Here is a 19,875-nt window from a genome sequence, read left to right on the forward strand (position 1 = left end):
AATTATGGCGAACAAAATGATATATAGTGACCAGGCAAGCGGTTTGCGCCGATTAAATCAGCCATCTGTCACCAAAGTAATATCTGTTACTGGTGGTAAGGGTGGTGTTGGTAAATCTAATGTGACCTTAGGTATGGCTATATGTATGGCTATGCAAGGCAAGAAAGTGATGGTTCTGGACGCCGATTTAGGTCTTGCTAACGTGGATGTCATGCTTGGTATTCGTCCTAAACGAAACTTAGGACATGTACTTGCTGGTGAGTGTGAGCTGAGAGATGCGATTGTTGAAGGTCCCCATGGAATTAAAATTATTCCGGCGACCTCTGGTGCTCAATCAATGGTTGAATTGAGTCATGCTCAACACGTAGGTTTAATCAGAGCTTTTGGTTCTCTTGAAGACGAGATGGATGTATTGCTGATCGATACCGCTGCAGGTATATCCGATATGGTAGTCAGTTTTTCAAGAGCCGCTCAAGATGTCGTTGTCGTTGTTTGTGATGAGCCTACGTCAATTACAGATGCTTACGCGTTGATAAAATTGTTGAGTCGAGAGCATCAGGTTCAACGATTTAAAATTGTTGCTAATATGGTACGGAGTTATCGAGAGGGGCGAGAATTGTTCGCTAAGTTGACGTTAGTCACAGAGCGGTTTTTAAATGTGAGTATTGAACTCGTAGCCTGTATTCCTTTGGACGATAATGTAAGACAGTCGGTGAAAAAACAGAAAATTGTTGTGGATGCTTACCCGCGTTCTCCGGCGTCTTTAGCGATTAGTTCGTTGGCAAGTAAAGCATTAACTTGGCCAATACCTAAAACTCCTAGTGGACATTTGGAGTTTTTTGTAGAACGCTTATTAAATCGCTCTGAAATAGCAGAGGAGCCATTTAGTGAATAAAGCGCTTACTTACGATCAACATGGAAATGTTAACAGCCAGCAAGCATTTTTGGAGAAGTACTCCGTATTAGTGAAAAGAATCGCTCATCATTTAATTGGCCGCTTGCCACCAAGTGTTCAGGTAGATGACTTGATTCAGGCTGGGATGATTGGCCTGCTAGAAGCGCAGAAAAACTATGATGGGCGCAAAGGTGCTAGCTTCGAAACCTATGCTGGGATTCGAATACGCGGTGCAATGCTGGATGATATTCGTCGTGGCGATTGGGTGCCAAGATCGGTACACAAACATAATAGAGAGATCAGCCATGCAATTTCGATTTTGGAAGGGCAATTAAATCGTGACCCAACCGATTCTGAAGTTGCGAAGTTTCTTGAAATGACGCTAGATCAGTATCATAGCGTTTTAACTGACATAAATTGTTCTAGAATAGTAGGTATTGACGATTTAGGTGTGTCTGAAGACGTGATTTCACCAACAGATTCGCTTGATGAAAATACGCCTTTCAAAGGTGTGGCTGATGAATCCTTTAGAAAAGCATTGGTTGAGTCAATAAAATCGCTACCAGAACGTGAAGCTTTGGTACTTTCACTCTATTATGATGAGGAATTGAATTTAAAAGAAATTGGCGAGGTGATTGGCGTAAGCGAGTCGCGTGTTAGCCAGATCCTTAGCCAGACAATGCAACGTCTTAGAACGAAGCTTCGTTCCTGGACACAGAATGACTAACTATCACTGACCTCATACTCAGTGGAGGCAATTTTGAATAAAAATATGAAAATCTTGATTGTTGATGACTTTTCAACAATGCGTCGAATCGTAAAAAATCTACTTCGCGACTTAGGTTTTAATAACACCCAAGAAGCGGATGATGGTTTAACAGCATTGCCTATGCTTAAGAAAGGGGATTTTGATTTCGTCGTAACTGACTGGAATATGCCTGGAATGCAGGGTATCGATTTGTTGAAAAACATTCGTGCCGATGCAGAGCTTAAGCATCTTCCTGTGCTAATGATTACTGCAGAAGCTAAGCGGGAGCAAATTATTGAAGCGGCTCAGGCTGGCGTAAATGGCTACATAGTAAAACCATTTACAGCAGCTACTCTTAAAGAAAAACTCGATAAAATTTTCGAGCGTCTCTAATTTCTCGAAAAAAAATTTAAAGGTTTTTCAAATTTATCCGATTCATAACGCGTGGAAGGCTACTTCAGGATGATTACATTAGAACAAGCCGAAAAACTCGTCGAGCTTCTCAAACAAGAGCAGCAACAAGATGCAAACGAGCTGTTGATCGATATTTGTCGACGCTCATCTAGTCACCCTATGTTTGAACAGATTGGGGTACTAACTAGAGAGTTACATGACGCTTTGAAGGAATTTCAGTCCAGTGACCGAATGCAGGCTATTGCGACAGACGAGATTCCCGATGCGAGAGACCGACTCGAATATGTTATTTCTAAAACGGAAGTAGCAGCTAACAAAACGATGGACTCTGTGGATCGCTGTATGCCAATTGCGGATAGCTTACACGAGTCACTGCTCAAGGTTCGCCCGAAATGGAACGAGCTGATGCATGGTCGAATTGAATTAAGCGAATTTAAGTCACTGTGTCACGGTATCGATGGGTTGCTCAGTCAGATCGAGGGGGACAGTTCTGAACTGAGAGGGCAACTTACTGAGATATTGATGGCTCAAGACTTTCAAGATTTAACCGGACAGATTATTCGTCGGGTTATAAACCTTGTAACTGAAGTAGAACAAAGGTTGGTCGAAATACTAACAATATTTGGCGCACAGCAATTAGAAGAAAGCGCTAGCGAAAATTCAACAAGAGATAAGCAAGTATCACCAAGTGAAGCTGAAGGTCCAATTATCAACCCTCACGAACGAAATGATGCTGTCTCTTCTCAAGACGAAGTTGACGACCTGTTGTCGAGTCTTGGTTTTTAGGGGTACCTTATGAGCTATGAGTTAGATGAAGATATTCTACAAGACTTCTTAGTTGAGGCTGGAGAAATCTTAGAGTTGCTTTCAGAACAATTGGTTGAGCTTGAAAACAACCCTGATGATAAAGACCTTCTTAATGCAATATTCCGTGGTTTCCACACAGTAAAAGGGGGCGCGGGCTTCCTTGCTCTGAATGAACTTGTTACGACCTGCCATGGTGCAGAAAACGTGTTCGACATTTTGAGAAATGGGCAGAGAACTGTGACTTCACGTTTGATGGACACAATGTTGCGCGCACTCGATACCATTAATGAACAGTTTAGTGCCGTACAAGAACGTGAGCCGTTAGAAGCTGCAGATCCTGCGTTGCTGGAGGAATTACATCGTTTATCTCACCCAGCGAGTGCTGATGAAGATGAAGACGAAGTTTCTATCAGTGATGAAGTTGAATCAGACGACATTGAAGATATTGTGGAAGATGACATTGTTGAAGAAGAACCTGAGGTAGAAGCCCCAGTTCAGGCTGAGACGAAAGTCGATGTTGGTTCAATAGATGAAATCTCTCAAGACGAATTCGATAAACTTCTTGATGAATTGCATGGCAAGGGTCAGGCACCAAGTAAACCAGTTGAAAGTGCTGCTGCACCTCAAGCACCTAAGGCTTCAACGTCTAACGATGATGGCGACATTACCGACGATGAATTTGAAAAGTTATTAGATGAACTTCACGGTTCAGGTAAAGGTCCTTCGCTTCATAGTCATGACGCTCCTGCACCAGCGGCTCCTGCTGCAAAAGCGGCTGCTCCATCAATGCCTGGCGCAGCAGACAGCGATTTGATGACAGATGCTGAATTTGAAAAACTGCTCGATGAACTTCATGGTTCAGGTAAAGGCCCAACACTAGATGAGCTAGAAGCTGCAACAAAACCCGTTGCTGCTGAAGCGGCTGAGCCCGTTGCGAAGAAAGAGCCTGCTAAACCCGCGGCGAAGCCTGCTGCCAAACCTGTAGCTAAACCGGCCGTAGCTAAGCCAGTTCCAGCAGCTGGTGGGGCAGGTGTTCCTGATAAACCCGCAGCGCCTGCTGATGACAAGAAAGATGCCGCTAAGAAACCGGCCACTCAAGCAGAAGCAACCGTTCGTGTTGATACATCGACGCTCGATACTATTATGAATATGGTCGGTGAATTGGTTTTGGTTCGCAACCGTTTAATCAGTTTAGGTTTAAACAGTAACGACGAAGAAATGTCCAAGGCGGTTGCCAACTTGGATGTTGTTACGGCTGACCTGCAGGGCGCAGTGATGAAAACGCGCATGCAGCCGATTAAAAAGGTATTTGGACGATTCCCAAGGGTGGTTCGAGATCTGGCACGTAATCTGAAGAAAGACATAGTGCTCGAAATGCGTGGAGAGGAAACCGATCTAGATAAGAATCTGGTTGAAGCACTCGCAGATCCACTAATCCACTTGGTGCGTAACTCCGTCGACCACGGTATTGAAATGCCGGATGACCGAGCTAAATCGGGTAAATCGAGAACGGGTAAAGTAATTCTTTCTGCTTCCCAGGAGGGCGATCATATCGAGTTATGTATTATCGATGATGGTGCAGGTATGAATCCCGATAAGCTCCGCTCGATCGCAGTCAAAAAGGGACTGATGGACGAAGACGCAGCCGATCGTTTGACCAATAAAGAATGTTTTAACTTAATTTTTATGCCTGGCTTCTCTAGTAAAGAGCAGATTTCGGATATTTCCGGACGTGGCGTGGGGATGGACGTAGTTAAAACGGCAATTAATACGCTAAATGGTTCTATCGATATAGATTCTGAGATCGGTAAGGGTACGAAGATATCAATCAAAGTACCACTGACTCTCGCTATCTTACCAACGCTAATGGTTGGTGTCGGTGGTAATCCATTTGCTTTACCGTTAGCAAGCGTTAATGAGATTTTCCACCTTGATCTTAGTCGTACCAACGTTGTTGATGGACAGTTAACTATTATCGTTCGTAAAAAGTCGATACCACTATTTTACTTGCAAAACTGGTTAGCTCCGCAGAAAGGTATTCTTGAAGCACGAAAAGGGCATGGACACGTCGTTATTGTCCAGATTGGTAGCCAACGAGTTGGTTTCGTTGTCGATACCTTAATAGGACAAGAAGAAGTGGTTATTAAGCCTCTTGATCAAATGCTTCAGGGTACTCCAGGTATGGCTGGTGCAACCATTACCAGTGATGGTCACATTGCATTGATACTTGATATTCCAGGGCTGTTGAAAAACTACGCAGCAGCTTCGAGAATCTAAGGTATAGGAAACGATAAGGAAAACTATGGCGATTAGAGTTTTAGTTGTTGACGACTCAAGTTTCTTTAGACGTCGTGTTAGTGAAATCATCAATTCTGAATCACGTTTAGAAGTGATAGATGTTGCTACCAACGGAAAAGAGGCTGTCGAAAAAGCTAAGAGCCTGAAGCCTGACGTAATCACTATGGACGTTGAGATGCCGGTGTTAGACGGCATCTCTGCAGTTCGTATGATTATGGAAGAAAATCCAACCCCAATTCTGATGTTTTCATCTCTGACTCACGATGGAGCAAAGGCGACACTTGACGCTCTTGATGCGGGGGCTATGGACTTTTTGCCTAAGAAATTCGAGGATATCGCGAGAAATCGAGATGAGGCTGTTGCGTTACTTCAGCAACGCGTTTTGGAGATATCCAGACGAAGAGCATTCATGCGTAGGACATCTCCCTCTGCTTTATCATCGACGGATACAGTGGCCCCAAGTTCTCCAACCAGAAGAGAGCCTCTGTCACGATCTTTAGATTCGATCAGACAAAGAACCTCGCAACCTGCGACAACAACTCCGGTTACCCCTATTTCAGCTAAGTTTAGGCCAACGGGCAAGAAGTATCAGTTGACAGCCATAGGTACGTCAACAGGTGGTCCTGTTGCATTGCAGAAAGTGTTGACTAAATTACCGGCTAACTATCCGCATCCTATTTTGTTAATTCAACATATGCCGGCAACATTTACGGCAGCGTTTGCGAGTCGTTTGGATTCGTTGTGCAAAATATCAGTTAAAGAAGCTGAGAATGGAGATGTTTTGCGTCCCGGAGTGGCGTATCTGGCTCCTGGTGGCTTACAAATGATGTTGGAAGGGCGTCCTGGTTCAACAAAAATTCGGATTCTTGATGGCGGAGAGAAAATGAATTACAAACCGTGTGTTGATGTGACATTCGGTTCTGCTGCTAAGATCTATGCAGATAAAGTGCTTTCAATTGTTTTGACTGGTATGGGAGCTGATGGACGAGAAGGTGCAAGAATGCTTAAAGCTGCTGGCGCCACCATCTGGGCTCAAGACGAAGCCAGTTGCGTTGTTTATGGGATGCCTCAGGCGGTTGCTAAAGCAGGTATTTCAACAGAGAGTCTACCACTTGACCGTATTGCTGAGCGTATGTTGGTCGAAGTCGGTCTGGCTTAAGGGTATGACATGATCGTTTGGAGTATTGCAAACCAAAAAGGTGGTGTCGGAAAAACCACAACAACTATTACTCTAGCTGGACTCTTATGTCAGCAGGGGAAAAGAGTGTTGTTGGTTGATACAGACCCTCACGCATCCCTAACTACCTACCTCGGATATGACTCCGACAGCATGGATAAAAACTTATTCGATTTATTTCAACTCGAAAAAATTACCAAGGATACGGTACAGCCTCTTATCGTTGACACTGAAATCGATGGTATCGATCTTATTTCCGCTCATATGTCGCTCGCGACGTTAGATAGAGTGATGGGTAACCGTAGTGGAATGGGCTTGATCCTTAAGAAGGCATTGCTTGAGTTACGTAATGTTTATGATTACGTCTTAATAGACTGTCCTCCTATCCTTGGTGTGATGATGGTGAACGCTTTAGCGGCGAGCGACCGTATTTTAATCCCGGTTCAAACCGAGTTCTTGGCGATGAAGGGATTAGAGCGCATGATTCGAACGCTTGCGATTATGCAACGTTCTAGAAGCCGTCAGTTCAAAGTAACTATTGTTCCAACTATGTACGATAAGCGCACTCGAGCCTCTTTGCAAACGCTGACACAGCTCAAAAAGGATTACCCAGATAAAGTCTGGAACTCAGCGGTACCCATTGATACGAAATTTAGAGATGCAAGTCTTAAGCGATTACCTGCTTCACATTTCGCAAGTGGTAGCCGAGGAGTATTTGCCTACAAACAGTTACTAATTTATTTAGAGAGGCTGGCAATCGATGAGTCGTGATTCTGTATTGTCTGGTGAACAGGCTCTCACTGATTATTTTGCTGCTTTACTCGATGAGTCGGAAGAGTTAGAGCTGGCTCAAGAAATTAACGCACAAGTCATTGCGGAAGTTTCTCATGATTCACAATTTGTACCACAATTAAAACCGGTTGTATCTGAAGAAAAAATTCTGGAGGTAAGTGGTCCGGATTTTTTGCCTATACCCAACCTTGATGATGTAGAGCGGCTTTTGAAGCAGCTTGAGTCTTCAAACCCAGTTGCTGAAATCGAGCATGTTGAAGATATCATTGAAGAGAACACCCGCAAGGTGGTTGAGGAGCTTCACCACCAAGAAGATTTAGAGCAGCAGGCAACGACACATAAAATTGTTGTCGAAGATGAAGTTCAGGGTTGGGACGTTGATACGCTCGATACAACTGCAGACGAAGTGCATGTTGCTGAAGAGATTAAAGAAATAGCCGAACCTGTCGATACAGAGACAGTTGAACAGGTATCTGAAGTCGCTCAGAGTGGCGGAGGTGGAAGTGAATTTGGTCATTGGGAGGGAGTGCAGCGCACTTCAAACTTTCAAGTACTTTATTTTGAAGTAAATGGTGTGACGTTCGCCGTTCCATTGGATGAACTTGGTGGAATCCACCGGATAACGGAACTAAATCACCTCATTGGTAGGCCCAAATGGTATTTGGGGCTACAAACCAATCGAGATGCTCAGTTAGATGTTGTTGATACCGCAAGATGGGTTATGGCGGATAAGCTATCTGGTGATGAGCATAAAGAGAGTTACGAATACATTGTTATGCTTGGTGAAAGTACTTGGGGCCTGGCTTGCGGGCAGTTAAAAGGCACTGAGTTACTTGACTGTGATAAAGTTCGATGGCGCGAACATGTAGGAAAAAGGCCCTGGCTTGCTGGGATGGTAAAAGAAAAAATGTGTGCTTTGATTCATGTTGAGGCTTTGGTCGCTATGCTTAAAGCTGGCCTTGATGTTAAAGCACTCGATAAATAATGCATTGATGTCGGATACGACTTTAGAGAGGATAAGGTATGTCTCAATCTAGCGAAGTAGAAGTAAAAAAGGACCAATCCAAAGATGAAGTGCTTCAATGGGTTACGTTCCAGTTAGAGGAAGAAACGTACGGCATTAATGTAATGCAGGTGCGCGAAGTCTTACGTTACACTGAAATTGCACCCGTGCCGGGAGCACCAGATTACGTATTAGGTATTATTAACTTGCGTGGTAACGTGGTCACTGTTATCGATACCCGCTCACGTTTTGGCTTAGTTGAAGGCGAAGTAACGGATAATACTCGTATTATTGTTATTGAGTCTGAACGCCAGGTTATCGGTATTCTTGTTGATAGCGTTGCGGAAGTTGTGTACTTACGTTCTTCCGAAATCGATACAACACCAAGTGTAGGTACGGAAGAAAGCTCTAAGTTCATTCAAGGTGTAAGTAATCGAGACGGTAAGCTACTCATTTTAGTGGATCTTAATAAGCTTCTATCAGACGAAGAATGGGATGAAATGGCTCATCTATAATGCTTGATGACATTCTGAATAATCCCCATCTATTGGCTGGATTCGGCACCACACTGTTTGTTTTGTTGGTGCTGATATTTTGTCTGTTACGGATGAGCAAAAACTATCGAGCACGATTTGATCAGCTTCGTCAGGAAAACCGAACGCTTGCGAAAGACTTGCAAAAGTCTGGAAAGCAGATTGTTGAATTACGATCCATTGCTGTCGGTCTTGGGCAAAGTTTTTCAGAGCAACAAGATGTGATGCGTTTACTAGCAGAGCGAATCAGTGAACTAGAGCAAGAAGATAAAGATGGTCGTCTTTATAGTCGTGCGACAAAGATGGTCAAGTTAGGCGCTGATATTGATGAGCTAATCGAAGAGTGTGAGTTGCCAAAAGCTGAAGCTGAGTTAATGTTGTCACTGCAGAAAAAACTAGCGGGACATGAGAAAATACCTCCGCTTGAGCAAAACCCTAGTGAGAGGCAGGTTACTTCGAGTAAGAGAAGTACAAAGCCAAGCAGATAGTTTTTAATCTTCAAAGGAAGCCTTGGCTTCCTTTTTTATTTTCAGCTTTTCCCTTGTTTATAGATAATGCACCTGTGTTACTATACGAGGATATTATTCTAATAAGCAGAAAACATGCTGGAAGTAAAAAGCCTCGAGTGTAAAAAATCAAATCAGAGTCTATTTCATCCCTTATCTTTTCAAGTCGCTCCTTCAGAGATCGTGCAAATAGTCGGTGAAAACGGATCAGGAAAAACGACGTTATTACGAGCATTAGTAGGACTTTCTGACATTGAAGAGGGTTCTGTAACATGGTCTGGTCACTCTATTCAGACGGAAGAATTTAGAGGTAATTTACTCTATATTGGCCATCTGGTTGGCGTCAAAAAGGAGCTTACTGCGATTGAGAATCTGCGTTTTTATCAGCAATTGACTGGTAATCGTTATGATGATGAATCGCTGTTTAATGCTTTAGAAATTGTCGGGCTCGTCGGTCGTGAAGATATTCCTGTTGGGTCACTTTCGTTTGGTCAGCAAAGACGTGTTGCACTAGCTCGTTTATGGTTGAGTGATCAACCTATATGGGTGCTGGATGAACCCTTTACTGGCATCGATAAACGGGGTGTGAAAGCACTAGAGCAACGATTTATTGAGCATGCGAATGCTGGTGGATTAATTATTTTCACCGCACATATTGATGTGCTACATGAGCTTTTTTCAGTGAAGAAAATTGAACTTCAAGATATGGGTATGTTCTAATGTCGATGCTGATGTTAATAGTTCGTCGAGAATTGAAACTAGGTTTTCGGAAGCGCTCTGAGGTTTTTAATCCGGTTTATTTCTTCCTTTTAATCATTGTTCTTTTCCCTTTGGGAATCGGTTCTGATCCTAGTTTATTAAGTAAAGTATCTCCAGGGCTTATCTGGATAGCGGCGCTACTTAGTACACTACTGTCTTTAGACCGTTTATTCCGTGACGATTTTATAGATGGTTCGCTTGAGCAATTGATGGTTAGCTCTGCGAACATATATCCTATTATTCTTGGAAAAGTGTTTTCTCACTGGATACTAACGGGTGTGCCATTAATTCTAGTCAGTCCGCTATTTGCGCTGTTTTTATCGATTGATATAAACACCTGGACTGCATCGGTTTTAACTCTGTTGATTGGTTCACCGGTCCTAAGCTTTATCGGGGCCATTGGTGTAGCATTGACCTTAAACCTTAAAAAGCCGGGTATTGTGCTTAGTTTGCTAGTCATTCCACTTTACTTACCAGTACTTATCTTTGCGACAGCAGCAATCAACTCGGCGTCATTAGGTTTACCGTATTCTGGTCAGCTTGCAATTCTGGGTGCGATGTTTGTTGGCAGTGTAATGCTGTCACCCTTCGTGATTCGATTTGCCTTAAAAATATCAATGAATTAGTAAATTTGGAAAGATTATGTGGAAATGGTTACATCCTTTAGCTAAGCCTGAGACTGCATTTAGCTTTTGTAAAGCGTTAGGGTTTTGGCTAAGCATCCTGTCTGTGCTGACTTTAGCGATTGGTTGGTTTCTGGGGTTTGCATATGCACCAGCCGATTATCAGCAAGGTGATAGCTTCAGAATTATGTATATTCATGTACCAGCAGCTATAGGTTCTATGGCTGGTTATCTGTTAATGGCAATCGTCGCATTCATAGGACTAGTCTGGCAGGTGAAACTGGCTAAGTGGGCGGTAATGGCGATTGCACCTATCGGAGCCATCTACACATTGATAGCGCTTATTACCGGCTCTATCTGGGGAAAACCAATGTGGGGAACCTGGTGGGTATGGGATGCACGATTAACATCTGAACTCATTTTACTTTTTCTTTATTTAGGCGTTATTGCGTTGTACCAAGCATTCGAAGAGCAGTCTTCCGCAATAAAAGCAGCTAGCCTCTTGTCTATTGTCGGTGTTGTTAACCTTCCTATCATTCATTATTCAGTTGTATGGTGGAATACCTTACATCAGGGAGCTTCAGTTACCGCGTTCTCTGGTTCCTCCATATCAACGGTTATGTTGATTCCATTATTAATTTCATTATTCGGATTTGCGTTCCTGTTTTTCGCTATCCTTTGTGTTCGATTGCAAAATGAAATACTGCTCAATGAGAAGCATCGTCCCTGGGTTCTAAAACTTACGGAGCAAAATTAGTATGTACTTTTCATCATTTCACGATTTTTTCAATATGGGTGGATACGCCAGTTATGTATGGAGCTCCGTTGCTATCTCTCTAGTGCTTATTATCAGTTTATTTATATCGGCAAAGTGGAAGCAAAAGAGCATCTTAGCATCCGTTAAGAAAGAAGCTGATAGTAAGGCGCGCATAGCAAAATCGAAACAAAAAGGGGCATCATTTTGAGTCCAAGACGTAAAAAAAGACTGATTATTTTCTCATCAATTCTCATAGGCTTTGCCATCATAGTTGGATTGATTTTATATGCCTTGAATCAGAATATGAATCTTTTCTATACTCCGTCCGAAATTGTTCAGGGCAGAGATAATGGAGAGAAGCCTCAGGTGGGACAAAGGCTAAGAGTCGGTGGCTTAGTTGTGAATGGTTCAGTGAAAAGAGACCCTAAAACGTTAGATGTGACGTTCGATGTTACTGATATTGGTGATTCGGTCACGATTCATTATAAAGGCATTTTGCCTGATTTATTTCGTGAAGGGCAGGGGATTGTTGCTCAAGGTGTACTGACTGATCCAAAGCATATTGAAGCGTTTGAGGTTCTCGCCAAGCATGATGAGAACTATATGCCGCCAGAGATTACCGATGCGATGAAAAAGAATCATGTTGCAGTAAAAATGCCAAAAGAGTAAGGAAAACGTTGTGATAATTGAATTAGGGCACTTTAGTGTCACACTGGCTCTGGCATTGGCAATGCTACTCTTTGTTTTGCCGCTGTGGGGCGCGCAAACTGGCTCTTATCGACTGGTAGCGACAGCAAAGCCTTTAACTATCGGGGTCTTCATTTTTATTTTGCTGGGTTTTGCTTCACTGTTGTGGGCCTTTTATACCAATGACTTTACAGTGACGTACGTAGCAAGTAATTCAAACAGTCACTTACCTTGGTACTATCGTTTGACAGCGATTTGGGGAGGACATGAAGGTTCTCTCATGCTATGGGTTCTTATTCAGTCTGTCTGGGCGCTGGGGGTGGCTGTTTTTAGCCGGAAAATGCCAATCGAATCCGTTGGCCGTGTTCTTGCTATACTCGGTGCTGTGATGGCTGGGTTCTTGCTGTTCATACTTCTGACATCGAATCCATTTTTACGAACATTACCTATTTTCCCTGTCGACGGGCGGGATCTCAATCCACTCCTTCAAGATCCTGGGTTAATTATTCACCCGCCGATGCTGTATATGGGTTATGTTGGCTTCTCTGTTGCGTTTGCTTTTGCCATTGCATCTTTGATTTCTGGTCAGTTAGATTCTGCGTGGGCACGTTGGTCAAGGCCATGGACTGCAGCTGCTTGGCTGTTCCTAACATTTGGTATCACCCTCGGTTCTTGGTGGGCATATTATGAGCTCGGCTGGGGTGGCTGGTGGTTTTGGGATCCGGTTGAAAATGCGTCACTCATGCCTTGGTTATCTGGAACGGCACTATTACATTCATTGGCGGTAACAGAAAAACGTTCAACATTTAAAGTCTGGACGGTGCTTTTGGCTATAACAACCTTTTCGTTGAGTTTGCTTGGTACCTTCCTTGTCCGGTCAGGCGTATTGGTTTCAGTGCATGCCTTTGCCTCTGATCCCAAACGTGGGCTATTTATTCTTATTTTCCTAGCTGTTGTCATCGGTAGTTCTCTTTTACTCTATGCCTTTAGAGCATCGTCCATTCGCTCTAAAACTCGCTATGAACTTATATCAAGAGAGAACTCTTTGCTGCTGAATAACGTCGTACTAATGGCTGCGCTTGTTGTTGTGTTCACCGGAACATTGTTACCGTTAGTGCACAAGCAACTTGGACTTGGATCTATCTCTATCGGAGCGCCATTCTTCAATATGTTATTTATGTGGCTTGCTATCCCATTTGCTGTTGTTCTTGGGGTTGCTCCGTTAATTAAATGGCGTCGAGATAACCTTAAGGCGTATTGGAAGCCCATTATTACGACTGCGGTTCTTAGTGCCGTTTTACTGGTTTTGTGCTTGCAACTCTCTGATTTATCTTTTGTATGGTATGCGCAACTTGGTTGGTGGTTAGCGCTGTGGATCGTAGGGCTACACGCTTATGAAACCTACTTGCGTGCAACATACCGAGAGCGGCCTCTCTTGGCGGGTTTACGTGCGCTTTCTAAAAGTCATTGGGCAATGGTATTAGCCCATATTGGTTTTGCAGTGACATTAATTGGTATATCAATGGTGCAAAACTACTCGGTTGAAAAAGACGTCAGACTAGAACCAGGGCAACATTATAACGTTGCAGGATACGACTTTCTCTTCAAAGGCGTACGGAATGGCATTGGACCGAATTACCAGGCATTTATTGGTGAGTTTGAGGTAAAAAGAGATGGCAAACTGATTAGCTATCTGTCGCCAGAAAAACGTTATTATCCAGTCGCACGCTCAATGATGACTGAAACTGCAATCGATAAAGGGATTTTTCGCGATCTGTACGTCGCTATGGGAGAGCAGTTGGATAACTCTGATGCTTGGGCGGTTCGAGTCTATTACAAACCATTTATTCGATGGATATGGTTTGGGGGATTGCTGATGGTTTTCGGTGGGATTTTATCGATAAGTGACAAGCGATACCGTTTCTTTAATAAGGTTTTGGCCAAATAATGAATAAGATTAATAAGTTACTCTTCATCCCATTCATTTTATTTATCGCATTGGTTTGTGTGTTTGTCTTTCAACTTGAAGACAATCGCCAAGGGGATGATCCGACTAAATTAGAATCCGTATTAATTGGTAAAAAAGTGCCCGTGTTTAAGTTAGAAGATCTTGCGGAACCAGGTAGACTTTATGACCAATCTTTGTTTCGTGGGGAGCCCTTGTTGCTGAATGTGTGGGCAACATGGTGTCCTACGTGCCTCGCAGAACACCACTTTCTCAATTCTTTGGCTCAAAAAGGCGTAAAAATTATAGGCCTCAATTATAAAGATGATAGACAAAAGGCAGTCACATGGCTTTACGAAAAAGGTAATCCCTATTTAGTGAGTCTTTATGATGGTGATGGCATGCTGGGGTTAGATTTAGGTGTGTATGGTGCGCCAGAAACATTCATTATTGATGCTCAGGGCGTTATTCGTTATCGACACGTTGGTGATGTCAATCAACAAAACTGGCAACAAACGCTGCAGCCAATCTATGAGAAACTTGTGAAAAAGGTACCGTCAGATGAATAAGTTCAGATGGTTAATTGCTTTAGCTTCGTTATTGGTGACTCTGACTTGCTGGTCGGCGATTGAGGTATACCATTTTGACTCGCCAGAGCAGGAAAAGACGTTCAAATCAATCAGCAATGAGCTGCGATGTCCTAAATGTCAGAATAACACGATCGCTGACTCCAATGCTCAGCTTGCTCATGATATTCGAAATAAAGTGTATGTCATGTTGCAAGACGGTAAATCTCAAGACGATATCATTGACTATATGAAAGCCCGTTACGGTAATTTTATCGTCTATTCTCCACCTTTTAACTGGACAACAGCAATACTTTGGATTGCACCCATTATGGTTGTACTTTTTGGCGCTATAGCGGTTTATTCTCGTTCAAGTAAAACTTCCCATTCATCAACTCATCACCGTGAGAGTTATGAGCAACTGACGAAAGAAGAACAAGCTCGTCTGGATAAGATTTTAGCAGACGATCCAAATGACAATCAAAGGGGAGCCTAATGCTATTTTGGGGAATGACCATTGTTTTGGTGTTGGTCGCAGCCGTATTTGTTTTTTACCCTTTGATATCGCGTAAAGATAAAGAGAGTTATGCGCATAAAGAACTGAATAAAGTTCTCTATCAAGAGCGAATTGACGAAGTGAGCCATGAGGATCTCGAAGGACTTCATTTTACTAAAAGTGAGATAGAGCTGGATCTGAAACGGGCGTTACTTGAGGATATTCCTGAATCTCGACTGACTACAACTTCATCAGCAAAGTCTAGGCGAACGCTTCCGATATTGAGTTTGGCCGTTATTGCGATTATTGGTGTGGCCTACGGGGTCTATAGTCAGACTGGCGGGATTAAACAAGTAGATGAATGGCATGCTGTGATTAACAATATGCCAGAGCTAACTCAGAAACTGCTGCAACAGGAAACACAGCCGTTGACAAGAGAAGAAGTTCAATCGCTTATGTTGGGCTTAAGAACAAAATTGTATTCTCATCCAGATGATGCCGTAGGTTGGATGTTACTTGGTAAGGTTGCTCTATCTCAAGGCCAGGCTGAAGTTGCTATTGATGCTTTGCGCAAAGCGTATCAACTCAACCCTGAACGCGATGATATTGTTGTGACCTACGCACAGGCTCTTTTATCGGCTCCTGAGGAAGGAAATCAAAATCATGGCGTGGACTTATTAAAGAACCTGGTTGCTCAAGGACGTAATCAGGAAATGGCCTATACTTTCCTTTTTGCACAGTCATATCAGAAAGGTGATTTACCCGCTGCTCAGGATTATTTACAGCATGTTTATGACTTATTGGACAAAAGTAGTCCTAAAGCTCAATATATAAAACAGCAAATTGCGCAAATTAATAGTAAGATTGAAGAGTCTGCTGTCAACAATAAGAAATTTGTGGTAACCGTTTCTGTTGATGTAGACAAACATTTGGTACTACCAAAGCAGGGAGCTTTGATTGTTTCAGTGCATCAGGATGAGAATAGCCGAATGCCGATTGCAGCAAAAAGAGTATCTTTGCCTGATAAGTTTCCCGTGAATTTGTCGTTGTCTGATCAAAATGATTTAATAGCGGCTCTTAAACTAAGTGATCTGAAAAGCTTTGTTATTCGTGCAAGAATTGATATCGATGGCAATGTGACCACAAATAAAGGGGATTTAGTCGGTGAAAGTGGCACTGCGTCTCCTGGGAATCAGGTCAACATAATCATTAATAAGCAGTATTAGACTGAATCAGTAAAGTTTATAGAGATAAAAATAAATGATAGGTCAGATGTCAAAACAGGTTAAAACGATTTTTGTTGGTGTCATATTTTTGCTCATGCTCGGATGCAGTAGTACTAATGATACTGAAGATAAAGAGATTAAATCGACGGCGAATATTCAAAGTATGCCGGCTGATGAATCAGAAATAAAACACTCATCTGAGGTGTATGATCCTATTGAGGGACTAAACCGAAAAACGTGGTCTCTCAACTATGATGTTTTAGATCCATATATATTTAGGCCTGTCTCATTGGCTTATGTGGATTATGTCCCTCACCCAGTACGACTTGCGATTTCCAATGTGTTTTCGAACTTGGACGAGCCTGCGAGTATGATCAATAACCTACTCATGGGAAATGGTCGGGAAGCACTAAACCATTTCAACCGCTTTTGGATTAACAGTACATTTGGTTTATTTGGTTTAATCGATATCGCGTCTGCGGCTGGAATTAAAAAGGAAGAACAAAAAGGATTTGGTGATGCTTTAGGCCACTATGGTGTCGGCAATGGTCCTTATCTAATGGTACCAGCCGTGGGCTCATACTCGCCCAGAGAAGCAACCGACCTTGTTGATACGACGTACCTCCCCCTTTCTTATCTCAATATTTGGGCGTCAATTGGCAAATTCGTATTTGAGGGAATGGAAACGCGTGCCGCTTTGGTCAATCAGGAAGCGATGCTAAAAAATTCTCCAGATCCATATTCTTTGGTTCGTGACGTCTATTACCAACGACAGGATTATAAAGCAGAAATCGACACTGACGATTATGACCCTGAACAGGAAGAGTTGATTAACAGCTACCTTGATCAGTTGGATGAATAATCTATTTCAAGTGCACTAAGCAGACATTGTCCTTCCACTGAAGTATTCATTTTCAACAATGTATTCTGTATTTCGAATCACATCATCTAGGAGCTCATTCATGGGCTCCTCTTCATTTGAGGCATTCGGTAATATTCCGCCAACGCGAATGTTAAAGGGAGTTAGCTCCTTAGCCCAACTTTGAGTGAACCCTGATACCATTGAAGCAGTATGGTCCATTCCTTTGCGATTATGCGGCTCTGTACTGGCGATAATATTAACGACAACACCACCTTTAGATTCATTCCTCATGCGTTGGGCACAAAGCTGTACAAAAGAAAATAGTGTTGTAGCAATCGACGAGATATTCGAAGAGAAAGCTTCTATTGGTTGTTCATCTATAATTGAGGGGATATCGGGCTTAGGCCACAGATTTATCAGAACATCTGGTGAGTGTTGAAACTTATTATCGATATGAGTAAAAACGGCTTCAATAGATGCAGTGGAATAATCGTGCATCAGCATACATTCGACCTGACCTGAATAGATTTCACAGCGCTGACAAGTGTTCTTTAGGCCAATAGGGCATTGATCTACCAGAATCAATTTTGCTCCAAGTTCGCAAAAACGTTCTGCGAGCGCTCCCCCAAGTAAGGAGCCCGCCGATGTTATTAGTATTATCGAATTTGTTATATGCATAGTAAGGCTACCTAGTTGAGCTTTATGGCGATACTTATCTTAGAATGAACCAGTAACTATTTTGTTGGTGTGAAAGGTTTCGCATTATTCGCGAGGCTAAAAAAGCAAAGTGTCGAACTTTGTAGAGATTCACAGAAAAAGATCGGATCTCGACAAATATTTACAGAATTGATGTATTACGCATGCACCGCTAATTGATCTTTTACTCTGGCATCAACGAGCTGATGATAAAGGTTCATATCTAAATTTTGCCGGGAGGTTTGATGTTTCATTTGGCGAATGACATGACCTGAGAGGTTATGATACAAGTCTTCAGGAAGTCCCAATGTGTTTTCAGGTTGGTAACACAAAGGCTCTGGGGTGAGATAATGCTTAAGTTTAGCACTGCTTATTCCTGCTTCATGAAATTGCTGAGCAATATTTGCAGAGTTGGAATAAGAGTCTTGACTCGAAGTCAGTGGCTGACGATCACGAATACCAAATTGTTTGGCTAAAACGGCATCATTTGTTTCAGTTTGAGTAACAACTTCAACAGGAGTCGATTCTCGGGCATCCGATGAAAGCATGGCCAAAAGGAGCGCAAAATCAGCACGGCGATTCGACGAAATCGCTTGATTCACATTTGAACCGCACTGAATTTCGTTAATTAGATTAGCACTGATTAAATCGATTTCTTTCATAACTCGCCCCGTTTAGTAATTAAGGTAGCGACATTTCGATAGAAACCTTTAATACAAAAGAAAAAAAGCCCGCATAGCGGGCTTTGAACCTATGAAGATAAACGTAATTTACGCTTATTTTGCAAAGTTTTCAGCAACGAATTCCCAGTTTACTAGTGCCCAGAAAGCAGCCATGTAGTCAGGACGAACGTTACGATAGTCGATGTAGTATGCGTGCTCCCATACGTCTACTGTTAGTAGAGGAGTTACGCCAGCTTCAGTCAGTGGAGTCGCTGCGTTTGAAGTGTTTGAAATTGCAACTGAGCCGTCAGCTTTTTTAACAAGCCAAGTCCAGCCTGAACCGAAGTTATTAACAGCAGATTCAGTAAATTTAGTTTTGAATTCTTCGAATGAACCGAATGCAGCTTTGATTGCGTCAGCAACTGCGCCAGTTGGTTCGCCGCCACCATTTGGTGATAGGCAGTGCCAGTAGAACGTGTGGTTCCATACTTGAGCAGCGTTATTGAAGATACCACCAGTTGAAGTTTTGATGATGTCTTCTAGTGATTTACCTTCAAATTCAGTTCCTGGAACTAGACCGTTTAGTTTTACAACGTAAGTGTTGTGGTGTTTACCGTAGTGAAAGTCTAGAGTTTCAGAAGAGATATGAGGTTCTAACGCATCTTTTGCGTAAGGAAGTGCTGGTAGTTCAAATGCCATTGCTGGATTCTCCTTTGTGTCGAAAGAATAACTTCTTTCTATGCTTCCAATGTAATAATTGTCGTTATGAGTCAATACTGCTGACTTGAACGTTATTTTAGCAAGTTTTTACTTTATTTAAAGGGGATATTTAAAAAATATCGAACTGTGTTCATAATCATTTTGTCTAAATTAGTTCATTTAGTTAGGCGTAATTCTAGGACAATTATCGGCACTTTATATGACATGCAGGATACGATTTGATTAACCTCAGAGTAAAACCCATAATTAGAATGTGCTTTTTATTCTCCGCCAATCATTTAGAATGATGGTTATAGTGAAAAAGTCCTTAACGAGGAAGCAATGGAAACGATTGATAAAATTAAAAAGCAGATTGAGGAAAACGCAATTCTGCTTTACATGAAAGGCTCACCTAAGCTACCAAGCTGTGGTTTCTCTTCACAAGCATCACAAGCTTTGATGGCATGTGGTGAAAAGTTTGCGTATGTAGATATTCTGCAGAATCCTGATATTCGTGCTGAACTACCAACGTATGCTCAATGGCCAACATTCCCACAGCTTTGGGTTGAAGGTGAATTGATCGGCGGTTGCGATATTATTGTTGAAATGTTCCAGAAAGGTGAACTTCAGCCTCTGATTAAAGAAGCGGCAGCAAGAGCAAACGCGGATCAAGACAGCGAGTAAGTCTGTACATATTTACAGTATTTCTGTTAAATTAAAGCCA

The 19,875-nt window shown here is 42.5% G+C and carries 24 protein-coding genes; 21 read left to right on the plus strand and 3 right to left on the minus strand.

Annotation, left to right across the window (positions count from 1 at the left end; translation table 11 throughout):
- Nucleotides 1-4: 4 nt before the first annotated feature.
- The 20 genes from EES38_RS06050 (at nucleotide 5) to EES38_RS06145 (ending at nucleotide 17,094) form a co-directional block, all read left to right on the plus strand.
- Nucleotides 5-895: a MinD/ParA family protein gene (locus EES38_RS06050; RefSeq protein ID WP_124936273.1), complete on the plus strand. Its 891-nt coding sequence runs from the start codon at nucleotides 5-7 to the stop codon at nucleotides 893-895.
- Nucleotides 888-1,622, plus strand: a complete 735-nt coding sequence (locus tag EES38_RS06055; protein WP_124936274.1) for an RNA polymerase sigma factor FliA — start codon at nucleotides 888-890, stop codon at nucleotides 1,620-1,622. The genes EES38_RS06050 and EES38_RS06055 overlap by 8 nt, the downstream gene beginning before the upstream one ends.
- 45 nt (nucleotides 1,623-1,667) lie before the next feature.
- Nucleotides 1,668-2,036 carry a chemotaxis response regulator CheY gene (cheY, locus tag EES38_RS06060; protein WP_017052487.1) on the plus strand — a complete coding sequence of 123 codons (369 nt, stop codon included), beginning with the start codon at nucleotides 1,668-1,670 and terminating at the stop codon, nucleotides 2,034-2,036.
- A 69-nt stretch (nucleotides 2,037-2,105) separates the two neighbouring features.
- Nucleotides 2,106-2,843, plus strand: a complete 738-nt coding sequence (locus EES38_RS06065; protein ID WP_124936275.1) for a protein phosphatase CheZ — start codon at nucleotides 2,106-2,108, stop codon at nucleotides 2,841-2,843.
- Between the two features lie 9 nt (nucleotides 2,844-2,852).
- Entirely contained in the window at nucleotides 2,853-5,141 is a 2,289-nt protein-coding gene (locus EES38_RS06070) for a chemotaxis protein CheA (protein ID WP_124936276.1), read from the plus strand.
- A 25-nt stretch (nucleotides 5,142-5,166) separates the two neighbouring features.
- Entirely contained in the window at nucleotides 5,167-6,321 is a 1,155-nt protein-coding gene (locus EES38_RS06075; protein WP_124936277.1) for a protein-glutamate methylesterase/protein-glutamine glutaminase, read from the plus strand.
- A gap of 9 nt (nucleotides 6,322-6,330) precedes the next feature.
- Nucleotides 6,331-7,110, plus strand: a complete 780-nt coding sequence (locus EES38_RS06080; RefSeq protein ID WP_124936278.1) for a ParA family protein — start codon at nucleotides 6,331-6,333, stop codon at nucleotides 7,108-7,110.
- A complete protein-coding gene (locus tag EES38_RS06085; RefSeq protein ID WP_124936279.1) occupies nucleotides 7,100-8,116 on the plus strand; it encodes a chemotaxis protein CheW in 1,017 nt (338 codons plus the stop codon). Before EES38_RS06080 ends, EES38_RS06085 begins: the two co-directional genes overlap by 11 nt.
- Before the next feature lie 38 nt (nucleotides 8,117-8,154).
- Complete coding sequence (locus EES38_RS06090; protein WP_124936280.1) at nucleotides 8,155-8,649, plus strand: chemotaxis protein CheW; 495 nt, start codon at nucleotides 8,155-8,157, stop codon at nucleotides 8,647-8,649.
- A complete protein-coding gene (locus EES38_RS06095; RefSeq protein ID WP_124936281.1) occupies nucleotides 8,649-9,155 on the plus strand; it encodes a DUF2802 domain-containing protein in 507 nt (168 codons plus the stop codon). Before EES38_RS06090 ends, EES38_RS06095 begins: the two co-directional genes overlap by 1 nt.
- Before the next feature lie 114 nt (nucleotides 9,156-9,269).
- Entirely contained in the window at nucleotides 9,270-9,893 is a 624-nt protein-coding gene (ccmA, locus tag EES38_RS06100) for a cytochrome c biogenesis heme-transporting ATPase CcmA (protein ID WP_124936282.1), read from the plus strand.
- Entirely contained in the window at nucleotides 9,893-10,558 is a 666-nt protein-coding gene (gene ccmB / locus EES38_RS06105) for a heme exporter protein CcmB (RefSeq protein WP_124936283.1), read from the plus strand. Before ccmA ends, ccmB begins: the two co-directional genes overlap by 1 nt.
- A gap of 16 nt (nucleotides 10,559-10,574) precedes the next feature.
- Nucleotides 10,575-11,312, plus strand: coding sequence for a heme ABC transporter permease (locus tag EES38_RS06110; RefSeq protein WP_124936284.1), 738 nt, complete (start codon nucleotides 10,575-10,577; stop codon nucleotides 11,310-11,312).
- A gap of 1 nt (nucleotide 11,313) precedes the next feature.
- Nucleotides 11,314-11,520 (plus strand): heme exporter protein CcmD, encoded by a 207-nt coding sequence (gene ccmD, locus EES38_RS06115; protein WP_124936285.1) that lies wholly within the window; start codon nucleotides 11,314-11,316, stop codon nucleotides 11,518-11,520.
- Nucleotides 11,517-11,981, plus strand: a complete 465-nt coding sequence (ccmE, locus tag EES38_RS06120) for a cytochrome c maturation protein CcmE (protein WP_124936286.1) — start codon at nucleotides 11,517-11,519, stop codon at nucleotides 11,979-11,981. The genes ccmD and ccmE overlap by 4 nt, the downstream gene beginning before the upstream one ends.
- A gap of 10 nt (nucleotides 11,982-11,991) precedes the next feature.
- Entirely contained in the window at nucleotides 11,992-13,947 is a 1,956-nt protein-coding gene (locus EES38_RS06125; protein ID WP_124936287.1) for a heme lyase CcmF/NrfE family subunit, read from the plus strand.
- The gene (locus EES38_RS06130; protein WP_124936288.1) at nucleotides 13,947-14,513 is read left to right on the plus strand and encodes a DsbE family thiol:disulfide interchange protein; all 567 of its coding nucleotides are present in this window, start codon (nucleotides 13,947-13,949) and stop codon (nucleotides 14,511-14,513) included. Before EES38_RS06125 ends, EES38_RS06130 begins: the two co-directional genes overlap by 1 nt.
- Complete coding sequence (locus EES38_RS06135) at nucleotides 14,506-15,006, plus strand: cytochrome c-type biogenesis protein (RefSeq protein ID WP_124936289.1); 501 nt, start codon at nucleotides 14,506-14,508, stop codon at nucleotides 15,004-15,006. The genes EES38_RS06130 and EES38_RS06135 overlap by 8 nt, the downstream gene beginning before the upstream one ends.
- Nucleotides 15,006-16,232 carry a c-type cytochrome biogenesis protein CcmI gene (ccmI, locus tag EES38_RS06140; protein WP_124936290.1) on the plus strand — a complete coding sequence of 409 codons (1,227 nt, stop codon included), beginning with the start codon at nucleotides 15,006-15,008 and terminating at the stop codon, nucleotides 16,230-16,232. The genes EES38_RS06135 and ccmI overlap by 1 nt, the downstream gene beginning before the upstream one ends.
- Before the next feature lie 34 nt (nucleotides 16,233-16,266).
- Entirely contained in the window at nucleotides 16,267-17,094 is an 828-nt protein-coding gene (locus EES38_RS06145; RefSeq protein WP_439333239.1) for an MlaA family lipoprotein, read from the plus strand.
- Nucleotides 17,095-17,109: 15 nt separating this feature from the next.
- Here the strand turns inward: EES38_RS06145 and EES38_RS06150 are convergent, their stop codons facing one another.
- The 3 genes from EES38_RS06150 to sodB all read right to left on the minus strand — a co-directional run bounded on the left by EES38_RS06150 (nucleotide 17,110) and on the right by sodB (nucleotide 19,151).
- Nucleotides 17,110-17,772, minus strand: coding sequence for an SDR family oxidoreductase (locus tag EES38_RS06150; protein WP_124936292.1), 663 nt, complete (start codon nucleotides 17,770-17,772; stop codon nucleotides 17,110-17,112).
- Nucleotides 17,773-17,948: 176 nt separating this feature from the next.
- On the minus strand, nucleotides 17,949-18,452 hold the full coding sequence (locus tag EES38_RS06155; protein ID WP_124936293.1) for a VC2046/SO_2500 family protein: 504 nt from the start codon (nucleotides 18,450-18,452) through the stop codon (nucleotides 17,949-17,951).
- A gap of 114 nt (nucleotides 18,453-18,566) precedes the next feature.
- Entirely contained in the window at nucleotides 18,567-19,151 is a 585-nt protein-coding gene (gene sodB / locus EES38_RS06160; protein ID WP_124936294.1) for a superoxide dismutase [Fe], read from the minus strand.
- Nucleotides 19,152-19,493: 342 nt separating this feature from the next.
- Between sodB and EES38_RS06165 the strand changes: the two genes are divergently transcribed.
- The gene (locus EES38_RS06165; RefSeq protein ID WP_124936295.1) at nucleotides 19,494-19,835 is read left to right on the plus strand and encodes a Grx4 family monothiol glutaredoxin; all 342 of its coding nucleotides are present in this window, start codon (nucleotides 19,494-19,496) and stop codon (nucleotides 19,833-19,835) included.
- Nucleotides 19,836-19,875: the final 40 nt, after the last annotated feature.

The sequence above is a fragment of the Vibrio viridaestus genome (assembly GCF_003856525.1).
Taxonomy (GTDB): domain Bacteria; phylum Pseudomonadota; class Gammaproteobacteria; order Enterobacterales; family Vibrionaceae; genus Vibrio; species Vibrio viridaestus.

Coding starts and splice junctions, on each gene's coding strand:
- cheY (WP_017052487.1), top strand. CDS start 1,668: ATGAAAATCTTGATTGTTGATGACTTTTCAACAATGCGTCGAATCGTA.
- EES38_RS06050 (WP_124936273.1), top strand. CDS start 5: ATGGCGAACAAAATGATATATAGTGACCAGGCAAGCGGTTTGCGCCGA.
- EES38_RS06090 (WP_124936280.1), top strand. CDS start 8,155: ATGTCTCAATCTAGCGAAGTAGAAGTAAAAAAGGACCAATCCAAAGAT.
- EES38_RS06080 (WP_124936278.1), top strand. CDS start 6,331: ATGATCGTTTGGAGTATTGCAAACCAAAAAGGTGGTGTCGGAAAAACC.
- EES38_RS06085 (WP_124936279.1), top strand. CDS start 7,100: ATGAGTCGTGATTCTGTATTGTCTGGTGAACAGGCTCTCACTGATTAT.
- EES38_RS06135 (WP_124936289.1), top strand. CDS start 14,506: ATGAATAAGTTCAGATGGTTAATTGCTTTAGCTTCGTTATTGGTGACT.
- ccmI (WP_124936290.1), top strand. CDS start 15,006: ATGCTATTTTGGGGAATGACCATTGTTTTGGTGTTGGTCGCAGCCGTA.
- EES38_RS06075 (WP_124936277.1), top strand. CDS start 5,167: ATGGCGATTAGAGTTTTAGTTGTTGACGACTCAAGTTTCTTTAGACGT.
- ccmA (WP_124936282.1), top strand. CDS start 9,270: ATGCTGGAAGTAAAAAGCCTCGAGTGTAAAAAATCAAATCAGAGTCTA.
- sodB (WP_124936294.1), bottom strand. CDS start 19,151: ATGGCATTTGAACTACCAGCACTTCCTTACGCAAAAGATGCGTTAGAA.
- EES38_RS06155 (WP_124936293.1), bottom strand. CDS start 18,452: ATGAAAGAAATCGATTTAATCAGTGCTAATCTAATTAACGAAATTCAG.
- EES38_RS06150 (WP_124936292.1), bottom strand. CDS start 17,772: ATGCATATAACAAATTCGATAATACTAATAACATCGGCGGGCTCCTTA.
- EES38_RS06110 (WP_124936284.1), top strand. CDS start 10,575: ATGTGGAAATGGTTACATCCTTTAGCTAAGCCTGAGACTGCATTTAGC.
- EES38_RS06095 (WP_124936281.1), top strand. CDS start 8,649: ATGCTTGATGACATTCTGAATAATCCCCATCTATTGGCTGGATTCGGC.
- ccmB (WP_124936283.1), top strand. CDS start 9,893: ATGTCGATGCTGATGTTAATAGTTCGTCGAGAATTGAAACTAGGTTTT.
- EES38_RS06065 (WP_124936275.1), top strand. CDS start 2,106: ATGATTACATTAGAACAAGCCGAAAAACTCGTCGAGCTTCTCAAACAA.
- EES38_RS06070 (WP_124936276.1), top strand. CDS start 2,853: ATGAGCTATGAGTTAGATGAAGATATTCTACAAGACTTCTTAGTTGAG.
- EES38_RS06130 (WP_124936288.1), top strand. CDS start 13,947: ATGAATAAGATTAATAAGTTACTCTTCATCCCATTCATTTTATTTATC.
- EES38_RS06145 (WP_439333239.1), top strand. CDS start 16,267: ATGATAGGTCAGATGTCAAAACAGGTTAAAACGATTTTTGTTGGTGTC.
- EES38_RS06165 (WP_124936295.1), top strand. CDS start 19,494: ATGGAAACGATTGATAAAATTAAAAAGCAGATTGAGGAAAACGCAATT.
- ccmD (WP_124936285.1), top strand. CDS start 11,314: ATGTACTTTTCATCATTTCACGATTTTTTCAATATGGGTGGATACGCC.